Source organism: Micromonospora sp. NPDC004540, from assembly GCF_040610095.1.
Taxonomy (GTDB): domain Bacteria; phylum Actinomycetota; class Actinomycetes; order Mycobacteriales; family Micromonosporaceae; genus Micromonospora.
On sequence record NZ_JBEXLR010000014.1, the window covers coordinates 38,390 to 57,955 of the forward strand.

The window sequence follows — 19,566 nt, forward strand, 5'->3', positions numbered from 1 at the left end:
CTCGCTCACGGTGCAACCTTAACGACGACGGTGCCGGCAAACTTGTCGTGCAGGCACTGCTGCCAGGGCTTGTCCCAGAGCTGCCAGAAGCCGTCGACGTAGTTCGCGAAGGGCAGCAGCGCGCCGGCGACGAACTCCACCAGGTACCGCTTGCCGAGCATGCCCCGGGTGAGCGGGGTGTTCGGGTCGAGCGGCACGATGCGCAGCTTCATCACCTTCTTGCCGAGCGTCTGCCCGGTCCGGCGGGCGTACTCGACGTGGTAGAGCCAGTAGAAGACGAGCAGGAGCGCGAAGACGCCGAACTCGGCGAGGAGCACCGGCAGGAAGAAGTCGGTCATGACCGTGGCGAAGTCGGGCCCTGCCACCCTCCCGTCCGGCCCGGGCGGCGGCATGTCGTCGACCATCTTGACGACCAGCCAGAAGAAGACCGGCGCGAAGAGCACCATCGCCACGGCGGTCGCCACCGCGGTGTCGATCAGCCAGGCCACCAGCCGCTCGCCGAAGCCGGCCAGCGGCTGCCCGTTGGGGGCCCGGGTGGCCGGCACGAAGCCGGCGTGCGGGGCGTACCCCGGGGGTGGCGGGGGGTAGCTCGGCAGCCCGGCGTAGGTGGGCGGGGTGTGCTGCGACGGCGGCAGGTACGGCCCGGACGGCGGTGCGAAGCCGCCGCCCGCGGGCGGGGGCCCGGCGGGCGGCGGAGACGCGTTCGAAGGCTGGGTCACGCGGACAGTGTTACAGGTTGCCGCGCTTCTCCTGCTCCCGCTCGATGGCCTCGAACAGGGCCTTGAAGTTGCCCTTGCCGAAGCCCAGCGAGCCGTGCCGCTCGATCAGCTCGAAGAAGACGGTCGGGCGGTCCTGCACCGGCTTGGTGAAGATCTGGAGCAGGTAGCCGTCCTCGTCCCGGTCGACCAGGATCTTGCGGGACTTCAGCTCCTCGATCGGCACCCGCACCTCGCCGATCCGGGCGCGCAGCTCCGGGTCCTCGTAGTAGGAGTCCGGGGTGTCCAGGAACTCGACGCCCGCGGCCCGCATCGCGTCGACGCTGGCGAGGATGTCGTTGGTGGCCACGGCGATGTGCTGGGCACCCGGGCCCTGGTAGAACTCGAGGTACTCGTCGATCTGCGACTTCTTGCGGGCGACGGCCGGCTCGTTGAGCGGGAACTTCACCTTGCGGGTGCCGTTCGCGACCACCTTGCTCATCAGCGCCGAGTAGTCGGTGGCGATGTCGTCGCCGATGAACTCGGCCATGTTGCTGAAGCCCATGACCCGCTTGTAGAACTCGACCCACTCGTCCATCCGGCCCAGCTCCACGTTGCCGACCACGTGGTCGACGGCCTGGAAGAAGCGCTTCGGCTGGATGCCGGCGTCGATCATCGGCTGCCGGTCCACGATCGGGCCGCGGGCCACGAAGCCGGGCAGGAACGGCCCGGTGTAGCGAGACCGGTCGACCAGCGTGTGCCGGGTGTCGCCGTACGCGGCGATGGCCGCCATCCGGACGGTGCCGTGCTCGTCGCTGACGTCGTGCGGCTCGACCAGGCCGGTCGCGCCCTGGGCGGTGGCGTGTGCGTACGCGGCGTCCACGTCCGGCACCTCCAGCGCGATGTCGGAGACGCCGTCGCTGTGCTTGGCCACGTGCTCGGCGCCCTCGGCGCCCGGGCGGACCGCGCCGGTCAGCACGAACCGGGCGGAGCCGCTGGTCAGCACGTACTGGGCGTGGTCCCGGTAGCCCTGCTCCGGACCCCGGTACGCCACGCAGGTCATGCCGAACGCGGTGGAGTAGTAGTGGGCGGCCTGCTTGGCGTTGCCCACCAGGAAGTGCACGTGGTCGAGGCCCTTGACCGGGAACGGGTCGTGGGTGATGTCGTGGTCGACGGCGCCGACGAGGGCGTCGACGTCGACCTCCTCGGTCGACTGGGGTCGGTCGATCGCCTGGGTCATGGTGGCCTCCCTTGCGTACCGGCCGGCCTCGTGGGCCGCCGTTGGTCTGCTGTTGTGGCGAGGATCGCTGCGCGGCCGCCCGTTGGGCAACAGTTGGCGAAATTGCTGGTCAGGTTGTGCATTCGGTAATGTGAAACCCCATGAACACTGGTCAGGATGTACAGCTCGACGCGCTGGATGCCCGCTTGATCGATCTGCTCGCCGAGGAGCCCCGGATCGGGGTGCTGGAGTGCTCGCGGCGGCTCGGCGTGGCCCGGGGCACGGTCCAGGCCCGGCTCGACAAGCTGGTCGAGCGGGGGGTGATCGCCGGGTTCGGGCCGGACATCTCGCCGGCCGCCATCGGCTTCGGGGTGACCAGCTTCGTGACCCTGGAGATCAGCCAGCGGCACGGCCACGACCCGGTCACCGCGCACCTGGCCGCCATCCCCGAGGTGCTGGAGGCGCACACCATCACGGGCTCCAGCGACCTGCTCTGCCGCATCGTGGCCCGGTCGAACACCGACCTCCAGCGGGTCATCGACCAGATCGTCGCCTCCGAGGGCATCCGCCGCGCCTCCACGATCATCGCCCTCGCCGAGCAGATCCCCTACCGCACCCTGCCCCTGGTCCGCTCCGCCGCACGCGGCGCACCGCACGGCGGCTGACCGAGAAAGCGGCGCGACACGGCCGTTCGGGGGGCCGGCGCAGCGGTGGTCGTCGCTACCGTGTGCGGTGTGAAGGGCCTTGGTGTACGCGGCTGGTTGCTGCTGGGGCTCATCACCGTGGTCGTGCTCGTCTCCACCGGGGTGTGGAACCCGTTCCCCGCCATCTCGGACTGGATCGACCGGAGCAGGCCGATCGCCGACCCCGAGCCGGTCTGGCAGCAGCGGGTCGGCGGCACACCGAGAAGCGTCACCATCGCCGGCGACACCGTGATCGTCGAGCAGCGCACCCGGGTCGAGGCGCGCAGCCTGGCCAACGGCGCGCAGCTCTGGGAGCGCAAGGCCGACTGGGCGGCGGTGGCCGGCAGCGAGCGGGACCCGGTCGTCGCCGTGGGCAAGCTCCTGGACAAGGGGTACGAGGTGCTCGACCCCGCCACCGGCGTGGTCCGTCGCCGCGACGAGCGGGCCATCGCGGTCTGGACCTACCGGAACCTGCTGCTCGACGCATACTGCGTGGAGCCCACCGACTGCACCCTGCGGGCCTGGCAGCCGCGCGGGACCACTCCGCTCTGGAGTTCCTTCCTGCCGGGCGTGAACAGCGGGGTGCTCGCCGACAACCCGGAGCTGCTCGGGACCCGGCGGCTGGGCGCCCCGCGGATCGACGGCGGGGTGGCCGGGCCGGAGTCCGTCCCGCCGCTGCTCGGGTTCCCGGTCGACGACCGGGTGCACGTGGTGGACACCGCCACCGGCCGGGTGGTCCAGAATGTCGAGCCCGGCCGCGAGGAGCGGCTCGCGGTGATCGGCGGGCGGCTGCTCCGGATCGCCGCCACCTCCCGCGACGGGACCTGCTACTTCACGGTCACCGCCATCGACCCGGCCACCGGCCAGCAGGTGTGGCGGCGCAACGGGGTGAACCTGCGCACCGCCGACTACGCCGGCTGCGTGCAGCGGGAGGACCCGCAGGGCGCGCGGAACGTGCTGATCGGGGTCGCCCCGGACGGGCGCGAGGCGGTGATCGACGGCTACGACGGCCGGCTGCTCCAGGTCGGCGCGGAGGGCGAGAAGCTGCTCGCCGTCGACGACCGCTACGCGCTGGTGCGCAGCGCCGACAAGAGCACGCTGATCGGCCGGGAGCTGTCGGCCGACAGCACCCGGTGGACCCGGCCGGCCGGCGGGAAGACCGGCGCGGTGCTCACCCCGTACGCGGCGCTGATCGCCGAGGAGAAACCGTCCCGGCTGATCGCGGTCGAGCCGCGGAGCGGGCACGAGATGGTCCTGCTGCGCACCTCGGCGAACGCCCTGGCGGTCGGCCCGAACGGCATGATCATCGGAGAGGGCCGGGAGATCGGGTACGTCCGGTGGGGCGCCGGCGCGGCCGGGGTGCCCCCGCCGGACGAGGGCGCGGTGCCCGCGCCGGACCCGGGCGACACCTGGCGGCCCCCGACCGACCAGGGCAGCTGCGGCCCGAAGAACGAACTCTGCGCCGACGGCAAGTGAGGCCGGGTGAGAGCGGCGTCCCAGGACGCACCCGGCGGGTGCCACCGATCGACGGCTCTGCCCTAGGCTTTTCGGTCATGAGCAGTGCCGCCGCCTTCTCGTACGCCCCCCTGCTGCCGACCGGGCCCGACCAGACGGAATACCGGCTGGTCACCGATGAGGGCGTCGACGTCGTCAACGGCCCGGGTGGCCGTCGGTTCCTCACCGTGGAGCCCACCGCGCTGACCGCGCTGACCGCCGAGGCGATGCACGACATCGCCCACTTCCTGCGCCCGGCCCACCTGGCCCAGCTCCGCTCGATCATCGACGACCCGGCGGCCTCGCCGAACGACCGGTTCGTCGCGCTGGACCTGCTGCGCAACGCCAACATCGCCGCCGGTGGCGTGCTGCCGATGTGCCAGGACACCGGCACCGCGATCGTGATGGGCAAGCGCGGCCGGCACGTGCTCACCGACGGCACCGACGCCGAGGCGATCTCGCGCGGCGTCTACCAGGCCTACACCCGGCTCAACCTGCGCTACTCCCAGCTCGCCCCGCTGACCATGTGGGAGGAGCGGAACACCGGGAGCAACCTGCCCGCCCAGGTCGAACTCTACGCCGAGGACCCGGACGGGCACCCCGACGCCTACAAGTTCCTCTTCATGGCCAAGGGCGGTGGCTCGGCCAACAAGTCCTACCTCTACCAGGAGACCAAGGCGCTGCTGAACCCGACGCGGATGATGCAGTTCCTGGAGGAGAAGCTGCGCCTCATCGGCACCGCGGCCTGCCCGCCCTACCACCTGGCCATTGTCATCGGCGGCACCTCCGCCGAGTACGCGCTGAAGACCGCCAAATACGCATCCGCCAAGTACCTCGACGCCCTCCCGACGCAGGGCTCGATGAGCGCGCACGGCTTCCGCGACCTCGAACTCGAGGCCGAGGTGCTGGAGCTGACCCGCAACTTCGGCATCGGCGCGCAGTTCGGCGGGCGCTACTTCTGCCACGACGTCCGGGTGGTCCGGCTGCCCCGGCACGGCGCCTCCTGCCCCGTGGCCATCGCGGTCTCCTGCTCGGCCGACCGCCAGGCGGTCGCCAAGATCACCCCGTCGGGCGTCTGGCTGGAGCGCCTGGAGACCGACCCGGCGCGCTACCTGCCCGACGTCACCGACGCCCAGCTGGACAGTTCCGAGGTGGTCCGGGTCGACCTCAACCGGCCGATGGACGAGATCCGCGCCGAGCTGTCGAAGTACCCGGTGAAGACCCGGCTGTCGCTGACCGGCCCGCTGGTGGTGGCCCGGGACATCGCGCACGCCAAGATCGCCGAGCGGCTGGACGCCGGTGAGCCGATGCCGCAGTACCTGCGGGACCACGCCGTCTACTACGCCGGCCCGGCCAAGACCCCCGAGGGCTACGCCTCCGGCTCGTTCGGCCCGACCACCGCCGGCCGGATGGACGCCTACGTGGAGAAGTTCCAGGCGGCCGGCGGCTCGATGGTGATGCTGGCCAAGGGCAACCGCTCCGCCCAGGTCACCCGCTCCTGCCAGGCGCACGGCGGCTTCTACCTCGGCTCGATCGGCGGCCCGGCCGCCCGCCTCGCCCAGGACTGCATCAAGCACGTCGAGGTGCTCGAATACCCCGAGCTGGGCATGGAGGCGGTCTGGAAGATCGAGGTGGAGGACTTCCCGGCCTTCATCGTGGTCGACGACAAGGGCGAGGACTTCTTCGCCGAGGTCACCAAGCCGGTGCTCACCGTCGGGCGGCGCTGACCTCCGACGTACGCGAAAGGGGCGCCGGGCGGGATCCCACCTGGTGCCCCTTCGTCGTGCCGCCAGCTCAGCGAACGCCGGCCGGCGGACGTGACGCCGTTCCGGGATCGGGGCATTCATCGACATCGGTGCGCCCGCCCGGGTCCACGCCCGGGCGGGCGCACCGCCCCCGTCGGATGCCGTGTCCCGGCAACCCGGCACGAGTCTCCGGCCTGGTGCTGTCGATCCGCTATCACGTCGCTATCACCCGCCCGCCGCGCGTGGTTACCAGCGGGTTACGCTGCTGGAAGTTCCACAAGAGGCGTGCGGGGGCGCGGATGCGGTTCGGGATTCTGGGGCCGCTGCGGGTCGGTGGTGGCGAGGCCACCATCACCGCGGGTCGCGATCGGACACTGCTGGCCATGCTGTTGTTGCGGGCCGGTCGGGTGGTGCCCGTCGAGGAGCTCGTCGACGCCATCTGGGAGGAGCGGCCACCGGCCACCACCCGTACCCAGCTTCAGATCTGCGTGTCCCGGTTGCGGCAGCGCCTCGTCGTGCTCGGCCTGCCGCCGGAGACGATCGTCACCGACCCGGTCGGGTACGGCATCCGGATCGCCCCGGCCGACCTGGACGCCGAGGTCTTCGCTCAGACGGTCGAGGCCGGCCGGGCGGCGGTCGACGCCGGGCAGCCGGCCGAGGCGAGCCGCCACTACCGGGCCGCGCTGGCGCTCTGGCGCGGGTCGGCGCTGAGCGGGATCGCGAGCCGCAGCGTGCGGCGGCGGGCGCAGGCGCTCGACGAGCAACGACTCACCGTGCTGGAGGAGTGCGTCGAGGTCGAGCTGCGGCTGCGCCGGGAGGCCGACCTGATCGACGAGCTCAGCGAGACCGTGGAACGGAACCCGCTGCGGGAGCGGCTGCGCGGCCAGCTGATGCTGGCCCTCTCCGCGGTCGGCCGCCAGGCGGACGCGCTCACCGTCTACCGGGAGGGGCGCCGAATCTTCGCCGAGGAGCTGGGCATCGAACCGGGCGCGGCGTTGCAGGAGCTGCACCAGCGTGTGCTCGCCGGGGACCTGGCCCTGTCCGGGCCGCAGCAACCGGCCCCGAGTCCGGTTCGGGCGCTGCCCCGGGCGATCAGCGACTTCACCGGCCGGCAGGACACGCTGGCCCGGCTGGTCAAGGAGACCGAGGAGCGCGACGCCCGGATCCACCTGATCGACGGGATGGCCGGCACCGGGAAGACCGCTCTGGCCGTGCACCTGGCGGCCGCCCTCGCCGCGCGCTACCCGGACGCCCACCTCTTCATCGACCTGCACGGGCACAGCGAGCGCGAGCCGGTCACCCCGGCGGCCGCCCTGGCCGCGCTGCTCCGTCAGCTCGGGGTGCCCGCCGCACGCATCCCCGCCGACGTCGACGAGCGGGCGGCCCTGTGGCGCAGCGAGCTGTCCGGGCGGCGGGCGATCGTGGTGCTCGACAACGCGGCCACCGCGGTCCAGGTGGCGCCGTTGCTGCCCAACGGCCTGGACTGCCTCACGCTGATCACCAGCCGACGCCGGCTCACCGGTCTCGACGGCGGCCGGCCGTCCTCACTGGCCGTGCTCGACCCGGACGAGGCGGTCGAGCTGCTCGCCAGGGTGGTCGGCGCGGACCGGGTCGCCGCCGAGCCGGAGGCGGCCGCCGAGGTGGCCCGCCGCTGCGGCCACCTGCCGCTCGCGATCCGCCTGGCCGGGGCGCGGCTGGTGCACCGGCCGCGGTGGCGGGTCCAGGACCTGGCGGACCGGCTGGCCGGCGGCCGGGACGCGCTCATCGAGCTGTCCGTCGGCGAACGCTCGGTGGGGCAGGCCTTCGACCTGTCGTACGCGCAGCTCGACCCGGCCGCGCAGCGGCTGTTCCGGCTGCTCGGCGTCCATCCCGCGGTGTTCTTCGACCACCAGGTGGCGGCCGCCGTCACCGACGTGCCGCTGGCCGAGGCGCAGGACCTCCTGGACGGCCTGGTCGATGCCCATCTGCTGGAGGAGCCCGAGCCCGGCCGGTTCCGCTTCCACGACCTGGTGCGGGACTTCGCCCGGCAGCTGGTGGGCGGGGCGGGACGGCCCGGGGAGCGGGCCGAGGCGGTGCGGCGACTGCTCGACCACCACCTGCACGCGGCGCACGCGATCTCCCGCCCGATGGAGCCGGCGGCCAGCCGGGCCGCCCTGGTGCTGCCCGAGCCGCCCCGGCCGGACCTGGTGACCGCGTGCGCGGCGGAGGGCCCGGCGTGGTTCGACCGCAACCGGTCCACCCTGCCGGCGCTGGTCCGGCTGGCGGCCGACGAGGGCCTGCTCCGGCACTGCTGGCAGCTCGCCCGGGTGAGCTGGTACCACCTCTTCAGCCGGGGCCACCTGGACGAGCTGATCGACACCCACACCGTCGCCCTGCGCGCCGCGGAGCGGTGCGACGACGAGGCGGCCGTCGCCACCACCCGCAACTACCTGGCCTCCGGGCTGTTCCGGCTCGGCCGCTTCCCGGAGGCCATCGAGCTGATGGAGGGCGCCCTCCAGATCCGCCGGCGGCTGGGCGACCGCGAGGGCGAGGCCACCGTCCGCCGCAACCTGGCCATCGCGTACGGGGCGGACTGGCAGTTGGCGCCGGCCATGGCGCACCTGGACGCGGCACTGGAACTGGCCCGGTCCACCGGGCAGCCGGCCGCCGTGTCGGCGCTGCTGAACAACCAGACCGTGGTCCTGCTGGCCTGGGGCCGGTACGCCGAGGCGCAGGCCGTCTCCCGCCGCCAGCTCGCCCTGAGCCGGGAGACCGGTGACCTGAACAGCGTGCGCAACGCGATCGGTCACCTGGGCACCGCGCGGGCCCGGCTCGGCGACCTTCCCGGCGCGCTGCGGTTCCTGCGGTTGGCGCTCCGGCTCAAGCGCCGCGAGGGCAACCGCTTCGGCGAGGGCGAGGTGCTCAACGAACTGGGCGTGATCGAACGGAAGCTGGGGCGGCCGGAGGCCGCCGCGGCCCTGCACCGCGAGGCGTTGATCGCGGTGACCGCCTCCGGGGACCGGGTCCTCGGCTGCCTCTCCCGCAACCTATTGGCGCGGGCCCTGCTCGACCAGGGCGACGTGCGGAGCGCGCTCGACCTCTACCGCCGGGTGCTCCAGGACGCGGTCCGGCTGCGGGCCCGGCACGAGGAGGCCGGCGCGCTGGCCGGCATCGCCCGCTGCCTGCGCCCGACCGACCCGGCGGCGGCCCGCTCGCACGCGACCCGGGCCCTCGATCTCGTCCGCCAGCTCGACGCGCCGGAGCGGGACGAGGTGGCGGCGCTGCTCGCCGAGCTGGACTGAGCGATCATGTGCGCGTCGGCGGCGGGCGCGGCAGGATGGTACGCGTGACGACTCCAGAGGCGACCGGGTATCGGATCGAACGCGACTCGATGGGCGAGGTGGAGGTGCCCGCCGAGGCGCTGTGGCGGGCGCAGACCCAGCGCGCGGTGCAGAACTTCCCGATCTCCGGACGGGGCATCGAACCGGCCCAGATCAAGGCCCTGGCGCAGATCAAGGGGGCGGCGGCCCAGGTCAACGGCGAGCTGGGGGTGATCGGCGCCGACGTGGCCGAGGCGATCGCCACCGCCGCCGCGCACGTGGCCGACGGCGGATACGACGACCAGTTCCCGGTCGACGTCTTCCAGACCGGCTCCGGCACCTCGTCCAACATGAACACCAACGAGGTGATCGCCACGCTGGCCGGCCGGGAGCTGGGCCGCGACGTGCACCCGAACGACGACGTCAACGCCTCCCAGTCCAGCAACGACGTCTTCCCGTCCTCGATCCACCTGGCTGCCACCCAGGCCGTGGTGGAGGACCTGCTGCCCGCGCTGAAGCACCTGGCCGGCGCGCTGGAGGAGAAGGCGGCGGAGTTCGAGACCGTGGTGAAGGCCGGGCGTACCCACCTCATGGACGCCACCCCGGTCACCCTGGGCCAGGAGTTCGGCGGCTACGCGGCCCAGGTCCGCTACGGCGTCGAGCGGCTGGAGGGGGCGCTGCCCCGGCTCGCCGAGCTGCCGCTCGGCGGCACCGCCGTGGGCACCGGCATCAACACCCCGTTCGGCTTCGCCGCCGCCGTGATCGAGCGGTTGCGCGCCTCGACCGGGCTGCCGCTGACCGAGGCGCGTAACCACTTCGAGGCGCAGGGCGCCCGCGACGCGCTGGTGGAGACCTCGGGCCAGCTCCGCACCGTCGCCGTCGGCCTCTACAAGATGGCCAACGACATCCGCTGGATGGGCTCCGGCCCCCGCGCGGGCCTGCGGGAGCTGCGGATCCCCGACCTCCAGCCCGGCTCGTCGATCATGCCGGGAAAGGTGAACCCGGTGGTGGCGGAGGCCATGCGGCAGGTGTGCGCACAGGTGATCGGCAACGACGCCACGGTGGCGTTCGCCGGCTCGCAGGGCGACTTCGAGCTGAACGTGATGCTTCCCGTGATGGGCCGCAACCTGCTGGAGTCGATCCGGCTGATCTCCGCGGCGAGCCGGCTTTTCGCCGACCGCCTCGTGGTCGGCCTGGTCGCGGACGCCGAGGTCTGCCTGGCGTACGCCGAGGGCTCGCCGTCGATCGTCACCCCGCTCAACCGCCACCTCGGGTACGACGAGGCCGCCTCGATCGCCAAGGAGGCGCTGGCCAAGCAGGTCTCCATCCGCGAGGTGGTGATTTCCCGCGGGCACGTCGACTCGGGCAAGCTCAGCGAGACCCAGCTCGACGAGGCACTGGATCTGCTCCGGATGACCCACCCCTGACCCACGGCGCGCCCCGGCCTCCCTAGCCGACGGCCGGGGCCGCGGTGCGTCAGGCGTGGGACGCCGCCTTGCGGGCCCGGTAGGCGCTGACCGCCGCCCGGTTGCCGCAGCCGGCCTCGCAGAATCGGCGGGACCGGTTCTTGGACAGGTCGACCACCACATTGTCGCAGTCGGGGTGGTCGCAGAGACGCAGCCGGCTCAGCTCGTCCATGCGGACCAGGTCGGCCAGCGCCATGGCGGCCTCGACCGCCATCCGGGTGGCCAGCGGCGCGTCCCGCGGCACGGCGTGCAGGTGGTACGGCTCGTCGTCGTGCCGGACGAGCTGGGGCAGCGCGTGCGACTCGCGGAGCAGCCCGTTGACCACGGCCACCACCTCGTCGGTGTCGGCGTACCAGATCCGGCGGAGCCGGGGGCGCAGCGCGCGGACCTCGCGCAGCTCCGCCTCCGTGTGCTCGTGCCGCCCGGTCCACCCGTACGCGGTGAAGAACTCGTCGAGGGCGGCCACATCGGGCAGCCCTTCCCGGTCCGGGCCGGCCGTGTTGACGAGCGCCGCGGACGCGATCAGGCCGCACTCGGTGTCATGAGCAAACAGCAACTTGACTCCTGTCGGGGTGCCGGCCTAGCGTCATCAGCATAACCCCGCTTGACTAATGTCCGGCCGACCCAAGGAGCTGTCGATGCGTGAACGGCCCGGCGTCGGCCTCGGCCTGGCGCTGATCTCCGCGCTCACCTTCGCCACCTCGGGCACCTTCGCCCGACCGCTGATCACCGGCGACTGGTCCGCCGAGGCGGTGGTGCTCGCCCGGGTCGGCATCGCCGCGCTGGTGTTGGCCGTGCCGGCCCTGCTGGCGCTGCGCGGCCGGTGGCCGGTGCTGCGCCGCAACGCCGGCACGCTCGTGGTGTTCGGGCTGCTCGGGGTGGCCCTGGCCCAGGCGTGCTTCTTCAACGCGGTCCGCTACCTGCCGGTCGGCGTCGCGCTCCTGCTGGAGTACCTGGGCATCGTGCTGGTGGTCGCCTGGATGTGGCTGGTCCACGGCCAGCGGCCCCGGCTGCTCACCGTGGCCGGTTCGGTGGCGGCCCTGTGCGGGTTGGTGTTCGTGCTGGACCTGACCGGCGCCGGCCGGCTCGACCCGGTCGGCGTCCTCTGGGGGCTCGGCGCCGGGGTCGGGCTGGCCGGCTACTTCGTCATCGCCGGGCGGGTCGACCCGGCGCTGCCGTCGGTGGTGATGGCCAGCGGTGGCATGGCCGTCGGCGCCCTGGTGCTGCTCCTGCTCGGTCTGGTCCGGGCGCTCCCGCTGCGCGCCGGCACCGCTGACGTCAGCTTCGCCGGGCACGAGATGAGCTGGCTGGTGCCGATCGCCGGCCTGTCGCTGATCGCCGCGGTGGTGGCCTACCTGACCGGCGTCGCCGGGGCCCGGCTGCTCGGCGCGCGGCTCTCCTCCTTCGTCGGGCTGACCGAGGTGATGTTCGCGGTGCTGATCGCCTGGCTGGTGCTGGGCGAGCTGCCGAGCACCGTCCAACTGCTCGGCGGGGTGCTCATCGTCGCCGGTGTCGCCCTGGTCCGGGTGGACGAGCTGCGCTCGACGCCGGAAGCCGCCCCGTCGACCCCGGCCGAGCCGGCCCTGGCCGCCGAGCGATGAGCCGACCGCGCGGCGCCGTCGTCTTCGACGCCGACGAGACCCTGGTCGACCTGCGTCCCGCGGTCACCGGCGCGCTGGCGGCCGTACTCGAGGAGATGCGGCGGTGGACCCCGGCGGCGGCCGAGGTGTCGCTCGCGGACCTGGAGTCGGACTGGGGCGTGGTCTTCGGGGCGCTCAGCGCCGCGCCGGTGCAGGAGATCCGGCGGGCGGCGCTGGCCCGGTCGCTGGCCCGCGCCGGACTGGATGCCCACCTGGACGAGTTCGCGGCGCTCTTCTTCGCCCGCCGGTTCGCGCTGACCCGGACGTTTCCGGACGCGCTGCCCGCGCTGGCCGCGCTGCGCCCCCGCCACCTGCTGGGCTTCGCCACCAACGGCAACAGCCGCGCCGAACGCTGCGGGCTCGCCGGTGAGTTCGCCTTCGAGCTCTACGCGCACGAGAACGGCCTGCCGAAGAAGCCGGCACCTGAGTTCTACGCGGCCGTGGTGGCGGCCGCCGGGCTCCCCGCCGAGCACGTCGTCTACGTGGGGGACTCGCCGGAGCACGACGTGGTCGCGGCCCAGCGCGCCGGGCTGCGCGCGGTCTGGCTGAACCGCGGCCGGCTGCCCCGCCCTGCGGGGCTCACTCCGGACGCCGAGGTGTCCACGCTGGCCGAACTGCCCGATGTGCTCGCCCGCCTCCAGCCCGCCCGAACCTGATCCCGACCGGCCTCCACCAGGGGCGGCTGAATGCCGCCGCGCCGGCGTTCCGGTGTGCCTCACGGTCGCCAGCCCCTTGCCACCAGCGCGGCGCGGATCTCGCGGACCAGCGCGGGGAACTCCCGGTGCAGGCGGCGACCGGTCACGTGCAGCACCAACCAGCCGGCCGCCACGAGCTGGTCGAGCCGCTGGCGGTCCCGGTGCAGCTGATCCGGGTCGACGTGCCACTGTCCGTCGTGCTCGACGGCGACGCGGAACTCCGGCCAGGCCAGGGCGGGATGCAGGACGAGGCCCGATGGCCCGCGCACCGGGTGCTGCGCGACCGGGCGGGGCAGGCCGGCCAGCACCAGCCGGACCCGCAGGTGCGACTCGGACGGGGACTGGGCCCCGGGATCCGCCAGGCCGAACACCCACCGCGCCCGGCGGCCACCGGGTCGTCCGGCGTTGCGGTCGGCCACGCCCGCCAGGTCGGTCCGACTGACCGTGCCCATCCTGAGCAGGGTGTCGACGATCCCGACGGCCCGGACCGGGTCGGACCAGACCGCCGTCTCCCAGGCGCAGACGGCCGGCTCGGTGCGGAGCAGTCGGCCTGGTCCGCTCGGCAGGCCCGGCTCGCCGCCCACCGCCGCACGATCAGCTGTCGCCGTGGCGGTGACCGCCCTGTTGAGCCCGGTGGCACTGCCGTCTTGGCCTGACGTGGTGCTCCAGCGGCCGATGGCGGGGCCGTCTCGATCCGAGGTGATGCCTGCCGAGCAGGCCGCGGTGGCGGCGGGGATGACGAGACCGATGCGCTCGGGCAGCGACGGGGCCTGGTGCACCCGGACGCCGGGCTGGGCGTCGGCCCGCACCGTCGCCGGCAGCAGGACGTGCACGTCGTCCCGGAAGCCGGCGGCGTGCTCGACCCCGTGCAGGTAGGCCGCCGAGGGCCCGGCGAGCAGTGTGCCCGGCGGCAGGCGGAGCAGCGCGGCGCGGCAGGCGAGCGCGTGGTCGCGGTCGAGACGGGCGTCGGCGTAGACGTCCTGGCGGAGCCGGATCCAGGAGGCGCCCCGGAGCTGGTGCCGGGTCAGCAGCCCGCGCCGGACCACGTCCGAGCCGCGGAAGACCTGCCAGGCCAGCTCGGGCGGTCGATGGGGATGAGGTGGCATGCCGACCAGCCTGGCGGCGCCGGACGGCCGCCGGACACCCCTGTGGACAACCGCGGCCGCCTCTGACGCGACACCCTGTGGACAACCACCACCGCGCCCGGTCGGCGTGCTAGCGAACCGGCGTTGCCGCCACCCATCGGGCCGCCTCGCCGTCTCGCCGAACCGGCAGAACAGGAGGCCCCTTCAGGACAGCGCCGCGGTGATCGACCGGGCGGCGGCGGTCACCTGGGTGCCGACCTCGGTGACGTCGAGCGGGGTCAGCGAGACCACCCCGACGCTCGCCTCCAGCCCCGGCACCCCGAGCACCGGCGCGGCCACCCCGTACGCCCCGGACTGGAGTTCGCCGCTGGTGCTCACCGGGCCGGCGGCGCCGGCGCGGCCGGCCAGGATGGCCCGTCCGGCCGCGCCCCGCTCCAGCGGGTGCCGCGATCCGGTCCGGTACGCCACGTGGAACGAGGTCCAGCTCGGCTCGACCACCGCGAGGGCCACCCCCTCGCCGCCCTCGACCACGGTCAGGTGGGCGGTCGCCCCGGCCTGCTCGGCGAGCCGGCGCAGCGCGGGCAGCGCCCCCTCGGCGAGCAGCGGCTGGGCCCGCCGGGCCAGGTGCAGCACCCCGGCGCCGAGCCGGAGCCGGCCCTCGCCGTCGCGGCGCAGCATGCCGTGGGCGGTCAGCGCGCCGACCAGCCGGTAGACCGCCGCCCGGCCGATGCCCAGCCGGTTCGCCGCCTCGGTGACGGTCAACCCGCCCGGCGCGTCGGCGACCAGGTGCAGCAGCCGCAGCCCCCGGTCCAGGGTCTGCGCCGTCTCTCCCGCCCGTGCCGCCGTGTCCACAGCACGCAGCGTACGACCCGGCTCCGGCATACCCCGAAATGCGCGGACGGCTACCCTTGTACGGTGACGCTACGCCTGTATGACACCGCCACCCGTTCGGTGCGGGACTTCGTCCCGCGGGAAGCCGGCAAGGTGGGGGTCTACCTGTGTGGTCTCACCCTCCAGGCCCCGCCGCACATCGGCCACCTTCGCTCCGGTGTCAACTACGACGTGCTGCGCCGCTGGCTCACCGCCTCCGGTTTCGAGGTCACCTTCATCCGCAACCTGACCGACATCGACGACAAGATCCTGGTCAAGGCGATGGAGCAGGGGCGGTCGTTCTGGTCGATCGCCTACGCCAACGAGCAGATCCTGGCCGCCTCCTACCGGGCGCTGAACGTGCTGCCGCCGACCTACGAGCCGCGGGCCACCGGGCACATCCCGGAGATGCACGAGCTGATCGCCCGGCTGATCGAGACCGGGCACGCCTACCCGGCCACCGACGGCTCCGGCGACGTCTACTTCGACGTGGCCTCCTGGCCGGCGTACGGGTCGTTGTCGGGCCAGTCGCCGGAGGACATGCAGTCCGCCGGGGACGCCCCGGAGCGGGGCAAGCGCGACCCGCGCGACTTCGCGCTCTGGAAGGGCGCCAAGCCGGAGGAGCCGGCCGACGCCTACTGGCCGTCGCCGTGGGGGCGGGGCCGTCCCGGTTGGCACATCGAGTGCTCAGCGATGTGCTGGCGCTACCTGGGCCCGGAGTTCGACATCCACGGCGGTGGGCTCGACCTGACCTTCCCGCACCACGAGAACGAGATCGCCCAGTCGCAGGCCGCCGACCTGCCGTTCGCCCGCTTCTGGGTGCACCACGGCCTGCTCGGCATCGGCGGCACCAAGATGGGCAAGTCGCTGGGGAACACCCTCGACCTCGACTACGTGGCGTCCCTCGGGGTGCGCCCGGTGGAGCTGCGCTACTACTACGCCGCCGCCCACTACCGGTCCCGCATCGACTACTCGGAGGACGCGCTCCGCGAGGCCGCGGTCGCCTACCGGCGGATCGAGGGCTTCGTGCAGCGGGCCGCCGAGCGGATCGGCGCCGGGCAGCTCGGCGAGCTGCCGCCCGGCTTCGTCGCGGCGATGGACGACGACCTCAACACGTCGGCCGCCCTGGCCGTGCTGCACGAGGTGGTCCGCGACGGCAACAACGCGCTGACCGGCGGCGACGATGTGACCGTCCGCACGACGCTCGCCGCCACCCGGGCGATGCTGGATATCCTGGGCGTTGACCCCCTGGACCCGGCCTGGACCGGCGGTGGCCGCGCGGACGACCTGCGCGGCGTGGTGGATTCCCTGATCGCGCTCGCCCTGGAGCAGCGCGCCCAGGCCCGCAGCCGCAAGGACTGGGCCGCCGCCGACGCCGTACGCGACCAGCTCAAGCAGGCCGGCGTGGTCGTCGAGGACACCCCCCAGGGCCCGCGTTGGACTATTGGAGAGCAGGACTGATGGCCGGCAACTCGCAGCGCCGTGGCCGGCGACTGACGCCGAAGGCGGGCGCCCCGAAGGGCTCCGGCGGCAAGGGCAAGGACGCCCTCGCCGGGCGGGGCCGCACCCTGCCCGCCGACGAGCGGCCCTGGCACAAGGCGTACTCGGGCACCGAGAAGCTGCCCCAGCGCACCGCCTGGAAGCAGGACAAGGAGCGCCGCGCGGCGGCCGAGGAGGGGCGCGCCCCCAAGATCGGACAGCCGGGCAGCAAGGACACCACCTGGGGCAAGGGCGGCGGCCGGGGCGTTCCGGCCGCGAAGGGCCGGGGCGGCAAGCCCGCCGGCCGGTCCGGGCCGCGGGTCGCCCCCGGCCGTAAGGCGAACCCGGCCAAGGACAGCCCGGAGCTGCTGGTCGGGCGGAACCCGGTGCTGGAGTCGCTGCGCGCCCAGGTGCCGGCGACCGCCCTCTACACCGCCCAGGGCATCGACATCGACGACCGGGTCAACGAGATCGTCCGCACCGCGGCCGACCGGGGCATCGCGATCCTCGAGATCAGCCGGGCCGAGCTGGACCGGATGACCGGCGGCGTGCTGCACCAGGGCGTCGGCCTCCAGGTGCCGCCGTTCGCCTACGAGCCGTTCGAGGACCTGATGGCGGCGTCGCTGGAGCAGGCCGCCCCGCTGCTGGTCGCGCTGGACGGGGTCACCGACCCGCGCAACCTCGGCGCCGTGATCCGGTCGGCCGCCGCGTTCGGCGCGCAGGGCGTCTTCGTACCCGAGCGGCGGGCCGCCGGGATCACGGCGACCGCCTGGCGGACCAGCGCCGGCGCGGCCGCGCGGGTGCCGGTCGCCCAGGTCACCAACCTGACCCGGTCGCTGAAGGCGTGCAAGGACGCCGGCTTCATCGTGGTCGGCCTGGACGCCGACGGGCAGACCGACCTCTACGACCTGGAGGCCGCGGTCGGCCCGCTGGTCGTGGTGGTCGGCTCGGAGGGGCGCGGGCTGTCCCGCCTGGTCGGCGAGACCTGCGACCTGACGGTCAGCATCCCGATGGTCTCCGACGTCGAGTCGCTCAACGCCAGCGTCGCCGCGGCGGTCACCCTCGCCGAGGTCGCCCGGCGCCGCTCCGTCGAGGCGTAACGACGACACGCAGAAGGGGCGGTCCGCCGTGGCGGGCCGCCCCTTTCTTCGCGTACGTCAGATCCGGTTGCCGGTGGCGGCGTGGAAGACGTGGCTGCGGCCCTGGCGGGGCTTGACGAACACGGTGTCGCCCATGTTCGGCATGGTGCGCCGGTCGGTGCGGACCACGAACCGCTCGTTGTGGCCCTCGAGCGCGGCGTGGCCGTAGACGTTGGCGTCGGAGCCCAGGTCCTCGACCAGCTCGACCACGACCGGCATGCCGCCCTCGGTCGGGCTGACCAGGTCGCAGTCCTCCGGACGGAAGCCGACGGTCACCTTGCCGTCGCCGCCCTCGGCGCGGGCCGCCTCGACCTGCTCGCGGGTCAGCGGCACGTTCAGCTCGGCGAACGCGGCGCCGTTGTCGGTCAGCGGCACCGTCTTGATGTTCATGGCCGGGGAGCCCATGAAGCCCGCGACGAAGACGTTGGCCGGGGTGTCGTAGAGCGCCCGCGGGGTGTCCACCTGCTGGAGGACGCCGTCGAGCATGACCGCGACCCGGTGGCCCATGGTCATGGCCTCGACCTGGTCGTGGGTGACGTAGACCGTGGTGACGCCGAGCTTGGCCTGGAGCGACGCGATCTGCGTACGGGTCTGTACGCGGAGCTTGGCGTCGAGGTTCGACAGCGGCTCGTCCATGAGGAAGACCTGCGGCTCGCGGACGATCGCGCGGCCCATGGCGACACGCTGGCGCTGACCGCCGGAGAGCGCCTTCGGCTTGCGGTTGAGGAACTCCTCCAACTGGAGCAGCCCGGCCGCCTCCTTGACCCGCCGGTCGATCTCCGACTTCGAGGTCTTGCGCAGCTTGAGGGCGAACGCCATGTTCTCGTACACCGTCATGTGCGGGTAGAGGGCGTAGTTCTGGAAGACCATCGCGATGTCGCGGGCCTTCGGCGGGAGGTGGGTGACGTCCCGGTCGTCGATGTAGATCGCGCCGTCGTCGACGTCCTCCAGGCCGGCGAGCATCCGGAGGCTGGTGGACTTGCCGCAACCCGACGGGCCGACCAGGACGAGGAACTCCCCGTCGCCGATCTGGAGGTCGAGCTGGTTGACCGCGGGGCGTTCGGTGCCCGGGTAGATCCGGGACGCCTTCGCGTAGGTGACCGTAGCCATGGTGGAGCGCTTCCTTTCACCGGCAGGAACGTGCCGGACGATCCGAGTGGAAGGAGCGACCGGCGCCCGAGGCGCCGGCCAACGGGCGGTCGACCGGGCAGCCGAGGCCAGCCGGAGTGTCGTCCGTGTCACTGCACCGTAAACGGCTTTGGCGAGCCTGCCAAGATGAGGCGCGAGCGGTGGGACCGACGGCATAACGCATAACGGTCAGGTGGGCACGCCGAGGTATCAATCCCCTCCGCCGCTGAAGCCCTGAGGCGTCGATCCGCTGGTGTCGAGGTCGGGAAATTGACGTTTTCCATGCTCGGGAGCCCTGCTGAACGGGATTTCCGGCACTCAGTCGCTATGCTGACCCCGGACCACGCGCCCCTGTAGCTCAGCTGGCCAGAGCACTCGCCTTGTAAGCGAGATGTCGCCGGTTCGATCCCGGCCGGGGGCTCCAAATCACATCAGGCGTTTCCACCGCCCGCTCGGTCTCCAGGACGTGGAGTTGCCCCGCGACCCGCTGGACCTTTCCGGCTAGCTGGGTGGTGACGGCGGCTCGGGTGGGCGTCCTCGGGCGCGGGCTGCGTCGGATACGGCGATTCCGGCCAGGACGAGGGCAGGTGCGATGGCGACCAGCAGTGGCGGCAGGAAGAACGCCGCCGGCGATGTGGCGGCGAGTAGGAGCACGCCGATCAGCCGGGAGCGGGAGACCCGGGCGAACACCCTGTACTCGAACATGCCCCGTCCGGCGATGAACAGTGCGGGTCCGCCGAGGATGACGGTGATCCAGGCCGGTGGTGTGTGTCCGAGCGGGTGCTCGATGACAAGCTCGTCGCCGACTGCGATGACGACGATGCCAGCGACCATGATCAGGTGGGCGAATACCGCCGGCGCTACAGACGGCGGAGTCCCGATGGCAGCGGGCCCGCCCACCGCGACGGTGGACGGGCCCGGGGCCGCCG

The 19,566-nt window shown here is 73.2% G+C and carries 16 protein-coding genes and 1 tRNA gene; 10 read left to right on the forward strand and 7 right to left on the reverse strand.

Translation table 11 applies throughout. The features are described from left to right. Nucleotides 1-5: 5 nt before the first annotated feature. On the reverse strand, nt 6-719 hold the full coding sequence (locus ABZV78_RS07455; RefSeq protein ID WP_355636237.1) for an RDD family protein: 714 nt from the start codon (nt 717-719) through the stop codon (nt 6-8). Nucleotides 720-729: 10 nt separating this feature from the next. Next, nucleotides 730-1,935 carry a 4-hydroxyphenylpyruvate dioxygenase gene (gene hppD, locus ABZV78_RS07460; protein ID WP_355636239.1) on the reverse strand — a complete coding sequence of 402 codons (1,206 nt, stop codon included), beginning with the start codon at nt 1,933-1,935 and terminating at the stop codon, nt 730-732. Between the two features lie 140 nt (nt 1,936-2,075). Here hppD and ABZV78_RS07465 point away from each other — a divergent pair, with 140 nt between their 5' ends. The 5 genes from ABZV78_RS07465 (at nt 2,076) to ABZV78_RS07485 (ending at nt 10,562) form a co-directional block, all read left to right on the forward strand. Beyond that, a complete protein-coding gene (locus tag ABZV78_RS07465) occupies nt 2,076-2,579 on the forward strand; it encodes an Lrp/AsnC family transcriptional regulator (RefSeq protein WP_355636241.1) in 504 nt (167 codons plus the stop codon). A 60-nt stretch (nt 2,580-2,639) separates the two neighbouring features. Then, on the forward strand, nt 2,640-4,073 hold the full coding sequence (locus tag ABZV78_RS07470) for a PQQ-binding-like beta-propeller repeat protein (protein WP_355636243.1): 1,434 nt from the start codon (nt 2,640-2,642) through the stop codon (nt 4,071-4,073). Nucleotides 4,074-4,150: 77 nt separating this feature from the next. Beyond that, a complete protein-coding gene (locus ABZV78_RS07475) occupies nt 4,151-5,818 on the forward strand; it encodes a fumarate hydratase (RefSeq protein WP_355636245.1) in 1,668 nt (555 codons plus the stop codon). Nucleotides 5,819-6,135: 317 nt separating this feature from the next. Beyond that, the gene (locus tag ABZV78_RS07480) at nt 6,136-9,117 is read left to right on the forward strand and encodes a BTAD domain-containing putative transcriptional regulator (protein WP_355636247.1); all 2,982 of its coding nucleotides are present in this window, start codon (nt 6,136-6,138) and stop codon (nt 9,115-9,117) included. A 35-nt stretch (nt 9,118-9,152) separates the two neighbouring features. Further along, the gene (locus ABZV78_RS07485) at nt 9,153-10,562 is read left to right on the forward strand and encodes a class II fumarate hydratase (RefSeq protein WP_355636248.1); all 1,410 of its coding nucleotides are present in this window, start codon (nt 9,153-9,155) and stop codon (nt 10,560-10,562) included. Nucleotides 10,563-10,611: 49 nt separating this feature from the next. On the opposite strand, the gene ABZV78_RS07490 is transcribed toward ABZV78_RS07485, so the two are convergent. Continuing rightward, entirely contained in the window at nt 10,612-11,157 is a 546-nt protein-coding gene (locus ABZV78_RS07490) for a CGNR zinc finger domain-containing protein (protein WP_355636250.1), read from the reverse strand. An 82-nt stretch (nt 11,158-11,239) separates the two neighbouring features. Between ABZV78_RS07490 and ABZV78_RS07495 the strand changes: the two genes are divergently transcribed. Continuing rightward, entirely contained in the window at nt 11,240-12,202 is a 963-nt protein-coding gene (locus ABZV78_RS07495) for an EamA family transporter (RefSeq protein ID WP_355636252.1), read from the forward strand. After that, on the forward strand, nt 12,199-12,897 hold the full coding sequence (locus tag ABZV78_RS07500) for an HAD family hydrolase (protein ID WP_355636254.1): 699 nt from the start codon (nt 12,199-12,201) through the stop codon (nt 12,895-12,897). Before ABZV78_RS07495 ends, ABZV78_RS07500 begins: the two co-directional genes overlap by 4 nt. 59 nt (nt 12,898-12,956) lie before the next feature. Here ABZV78_RS07500 and ABZV78_RS07505 read toward each other — a convergent pair whose 3' ends face one another. Then, entirely contained in the window at nt 12,957-14,042 is a 1,086-nt protein-coding gene (locus ABZV78_RS07505; RefSeq protein WP_355636256.1) for a hypothetical protein, read from the reverse strand. Between the two features lie 183 nt (nt 14,043-14,225). Further along, on the reverse strand, nt 14,226-14,873 hold the full coding sequence (locus tag ABZV78_RS07510) for a helix-turn-helix domain-containing protein (protein ID WP_355636258.1): 648 nt from the start codon (nt 14,871-14,873) through the stop codon (nt 14,226-14,228). A 63-nt stretch (nt 14,874-14,936) separates the two neighbouring features. Here ABZV78_RS07510 and cysS point away from each other — a divergent pair, with 63 nt between their 5' ends. Further along, nucleotides 14,937-16,352, forward strand: a complete 1,416-nt coding sequence (cysS, locus tag ABZV78_RS07515) for a cysteine--tRNA ligase (RefSeq protein WP_355636260.1) — start codon at nt 14,937-14,939, stop codon at nt 16,350-16,352. Continuing rightward, a complete protein-coding gene (gene rlmB, locus ABZV78_RS07520) occupies nt 16,352-17,470 on the forward strand; it encodes a 23S rRNA (guanosine(2251)-2'-O)-methyltransferase RlmB (protein ID WP_355636261.1) in 1,119 nt (372 codons plus the stop codon). The genes cysS and rlmB overlap by 1 nt, the downstream gene beginning before the upstream one ends. Nucleotides 17,471-17,527: 57 nt before the next feature. Here the strand turns inward: rlmB and ugpC are convergent, their stop codons facing one another. Beyond that, entirely contained in the window at nt 17,528-18,619 is a 1,092-nt protein-coding gene (ugpC, locus tag ABZV78_RS07525) for a sn-glycerol-3-phosphate ABC transporter ATP-binding protein UgpC (RefSeq protein WP_355636263.1), read from the reverse strand. A gap of 365 nt (nt 18,620-18,984) precedes the next feature. On the opposite strand from ugpC, the gene ABZV78_RS07530 reads away from it, so the two are divergent. Continuing rightward, a tRNA-Thr gene (locus ABZV78_RS07530) sits at nt 18,985-19,061 on the forward strand. A gap of 77 nt (nt 19,062-19,138) precedes the next feature. Here the strand turns inward: ABZV78_RS07530 and ABZV78_RS07535 are convergent. Further along, a complete protein-coding gene (locus tag ABZV78_RS07535) occupies nt 19,139-19,537 on the reverse strand; it encodes a low temperature requirement protein A (protein ID WP_355636265.1) in 399 nt (132 codons plus the stop codon). Between the last annotated feature and the right edge of the window lie 29 nt (nt 19,538-19,566).

What these genes read in the sequence shown, in the direction of transcription:
- hppD (WP_355636239.1), bottom strand. Translation starts at nt 1,935, where the DNA reads ATGACCCAGGCGATCGACCGACCCCAGTCGACCGAGGAGGTCGACGTC.
- ABZV78_RS07465 (WP_355636241.1), top strand. Translation starts at nt 2,076, where the DNA reads ATGAACACTGGTCAGGATGTACAGCTCGACGCGCTGGATGCCCGCTTG.
- ABZV78_RS07475 (WP_355636245.1), top strand. Translation starts at nt 4,151, where the DNA reads ATGAGCAGTGCCGCCGCCTTCTCGTACGCCCCCCTGCTGCCGACCGGG.
- ABZV78_RS07480 (WP_355636247.1), top strand. Translation starts at nt 6,136, where the DNA reads ATGCGGTTCGGGATTCTGGGGCCGCTGCGGGTCGGTGGTGGCGAGGCC.
- ABZV78_RS07485 (WP_355636248.1), top strand. Translation starts at nt 9,153, where the DNA reads ATGGTACGCGTGACGACTCCAGAGGCGACCGGGTATCGGATCGAACGC.
- ABZV78_RS07495 (WP_355636252.1), top strand. Translation starts at nt 11,240, where the DNA reads ATGCGTGAACGGCCCGGCGTCGGCCTCGGCCTGGCGCTGATCTCCGCG.
- ABZV78_RS07500 (WP_355636254.1), top strand. Translation starts at nt 12,199, where the DNA reads ATGAGCCGACCGCGCGGCGCCGTCGTCTTCGACGCCGACGAGACCCTG.
- ABZV78_RS07505 (WP_355636256.1), bottom strand. Translation starts at nt 14,042, where the DNA reads ATGCCACCTCATCCCCATCGACCGCCCGAGCTGGCCTGGCAGGTCTTC.
- rlmB (WP_355636261.1), top strand. Translation starts at nt 16,352, where the DNA reads ATGGCCGGCAACTCGCAGCGCCGTGGCCGGCGACTGACGCCGAAGGCG.
- ugpC (WP_355636263.1), bottom strand. Translation starts at nt 18,619, where the DNA reads ATGGCTACGGTCACCTACGCGAAGGCGTCCCGGATCTACCCGGGCACC.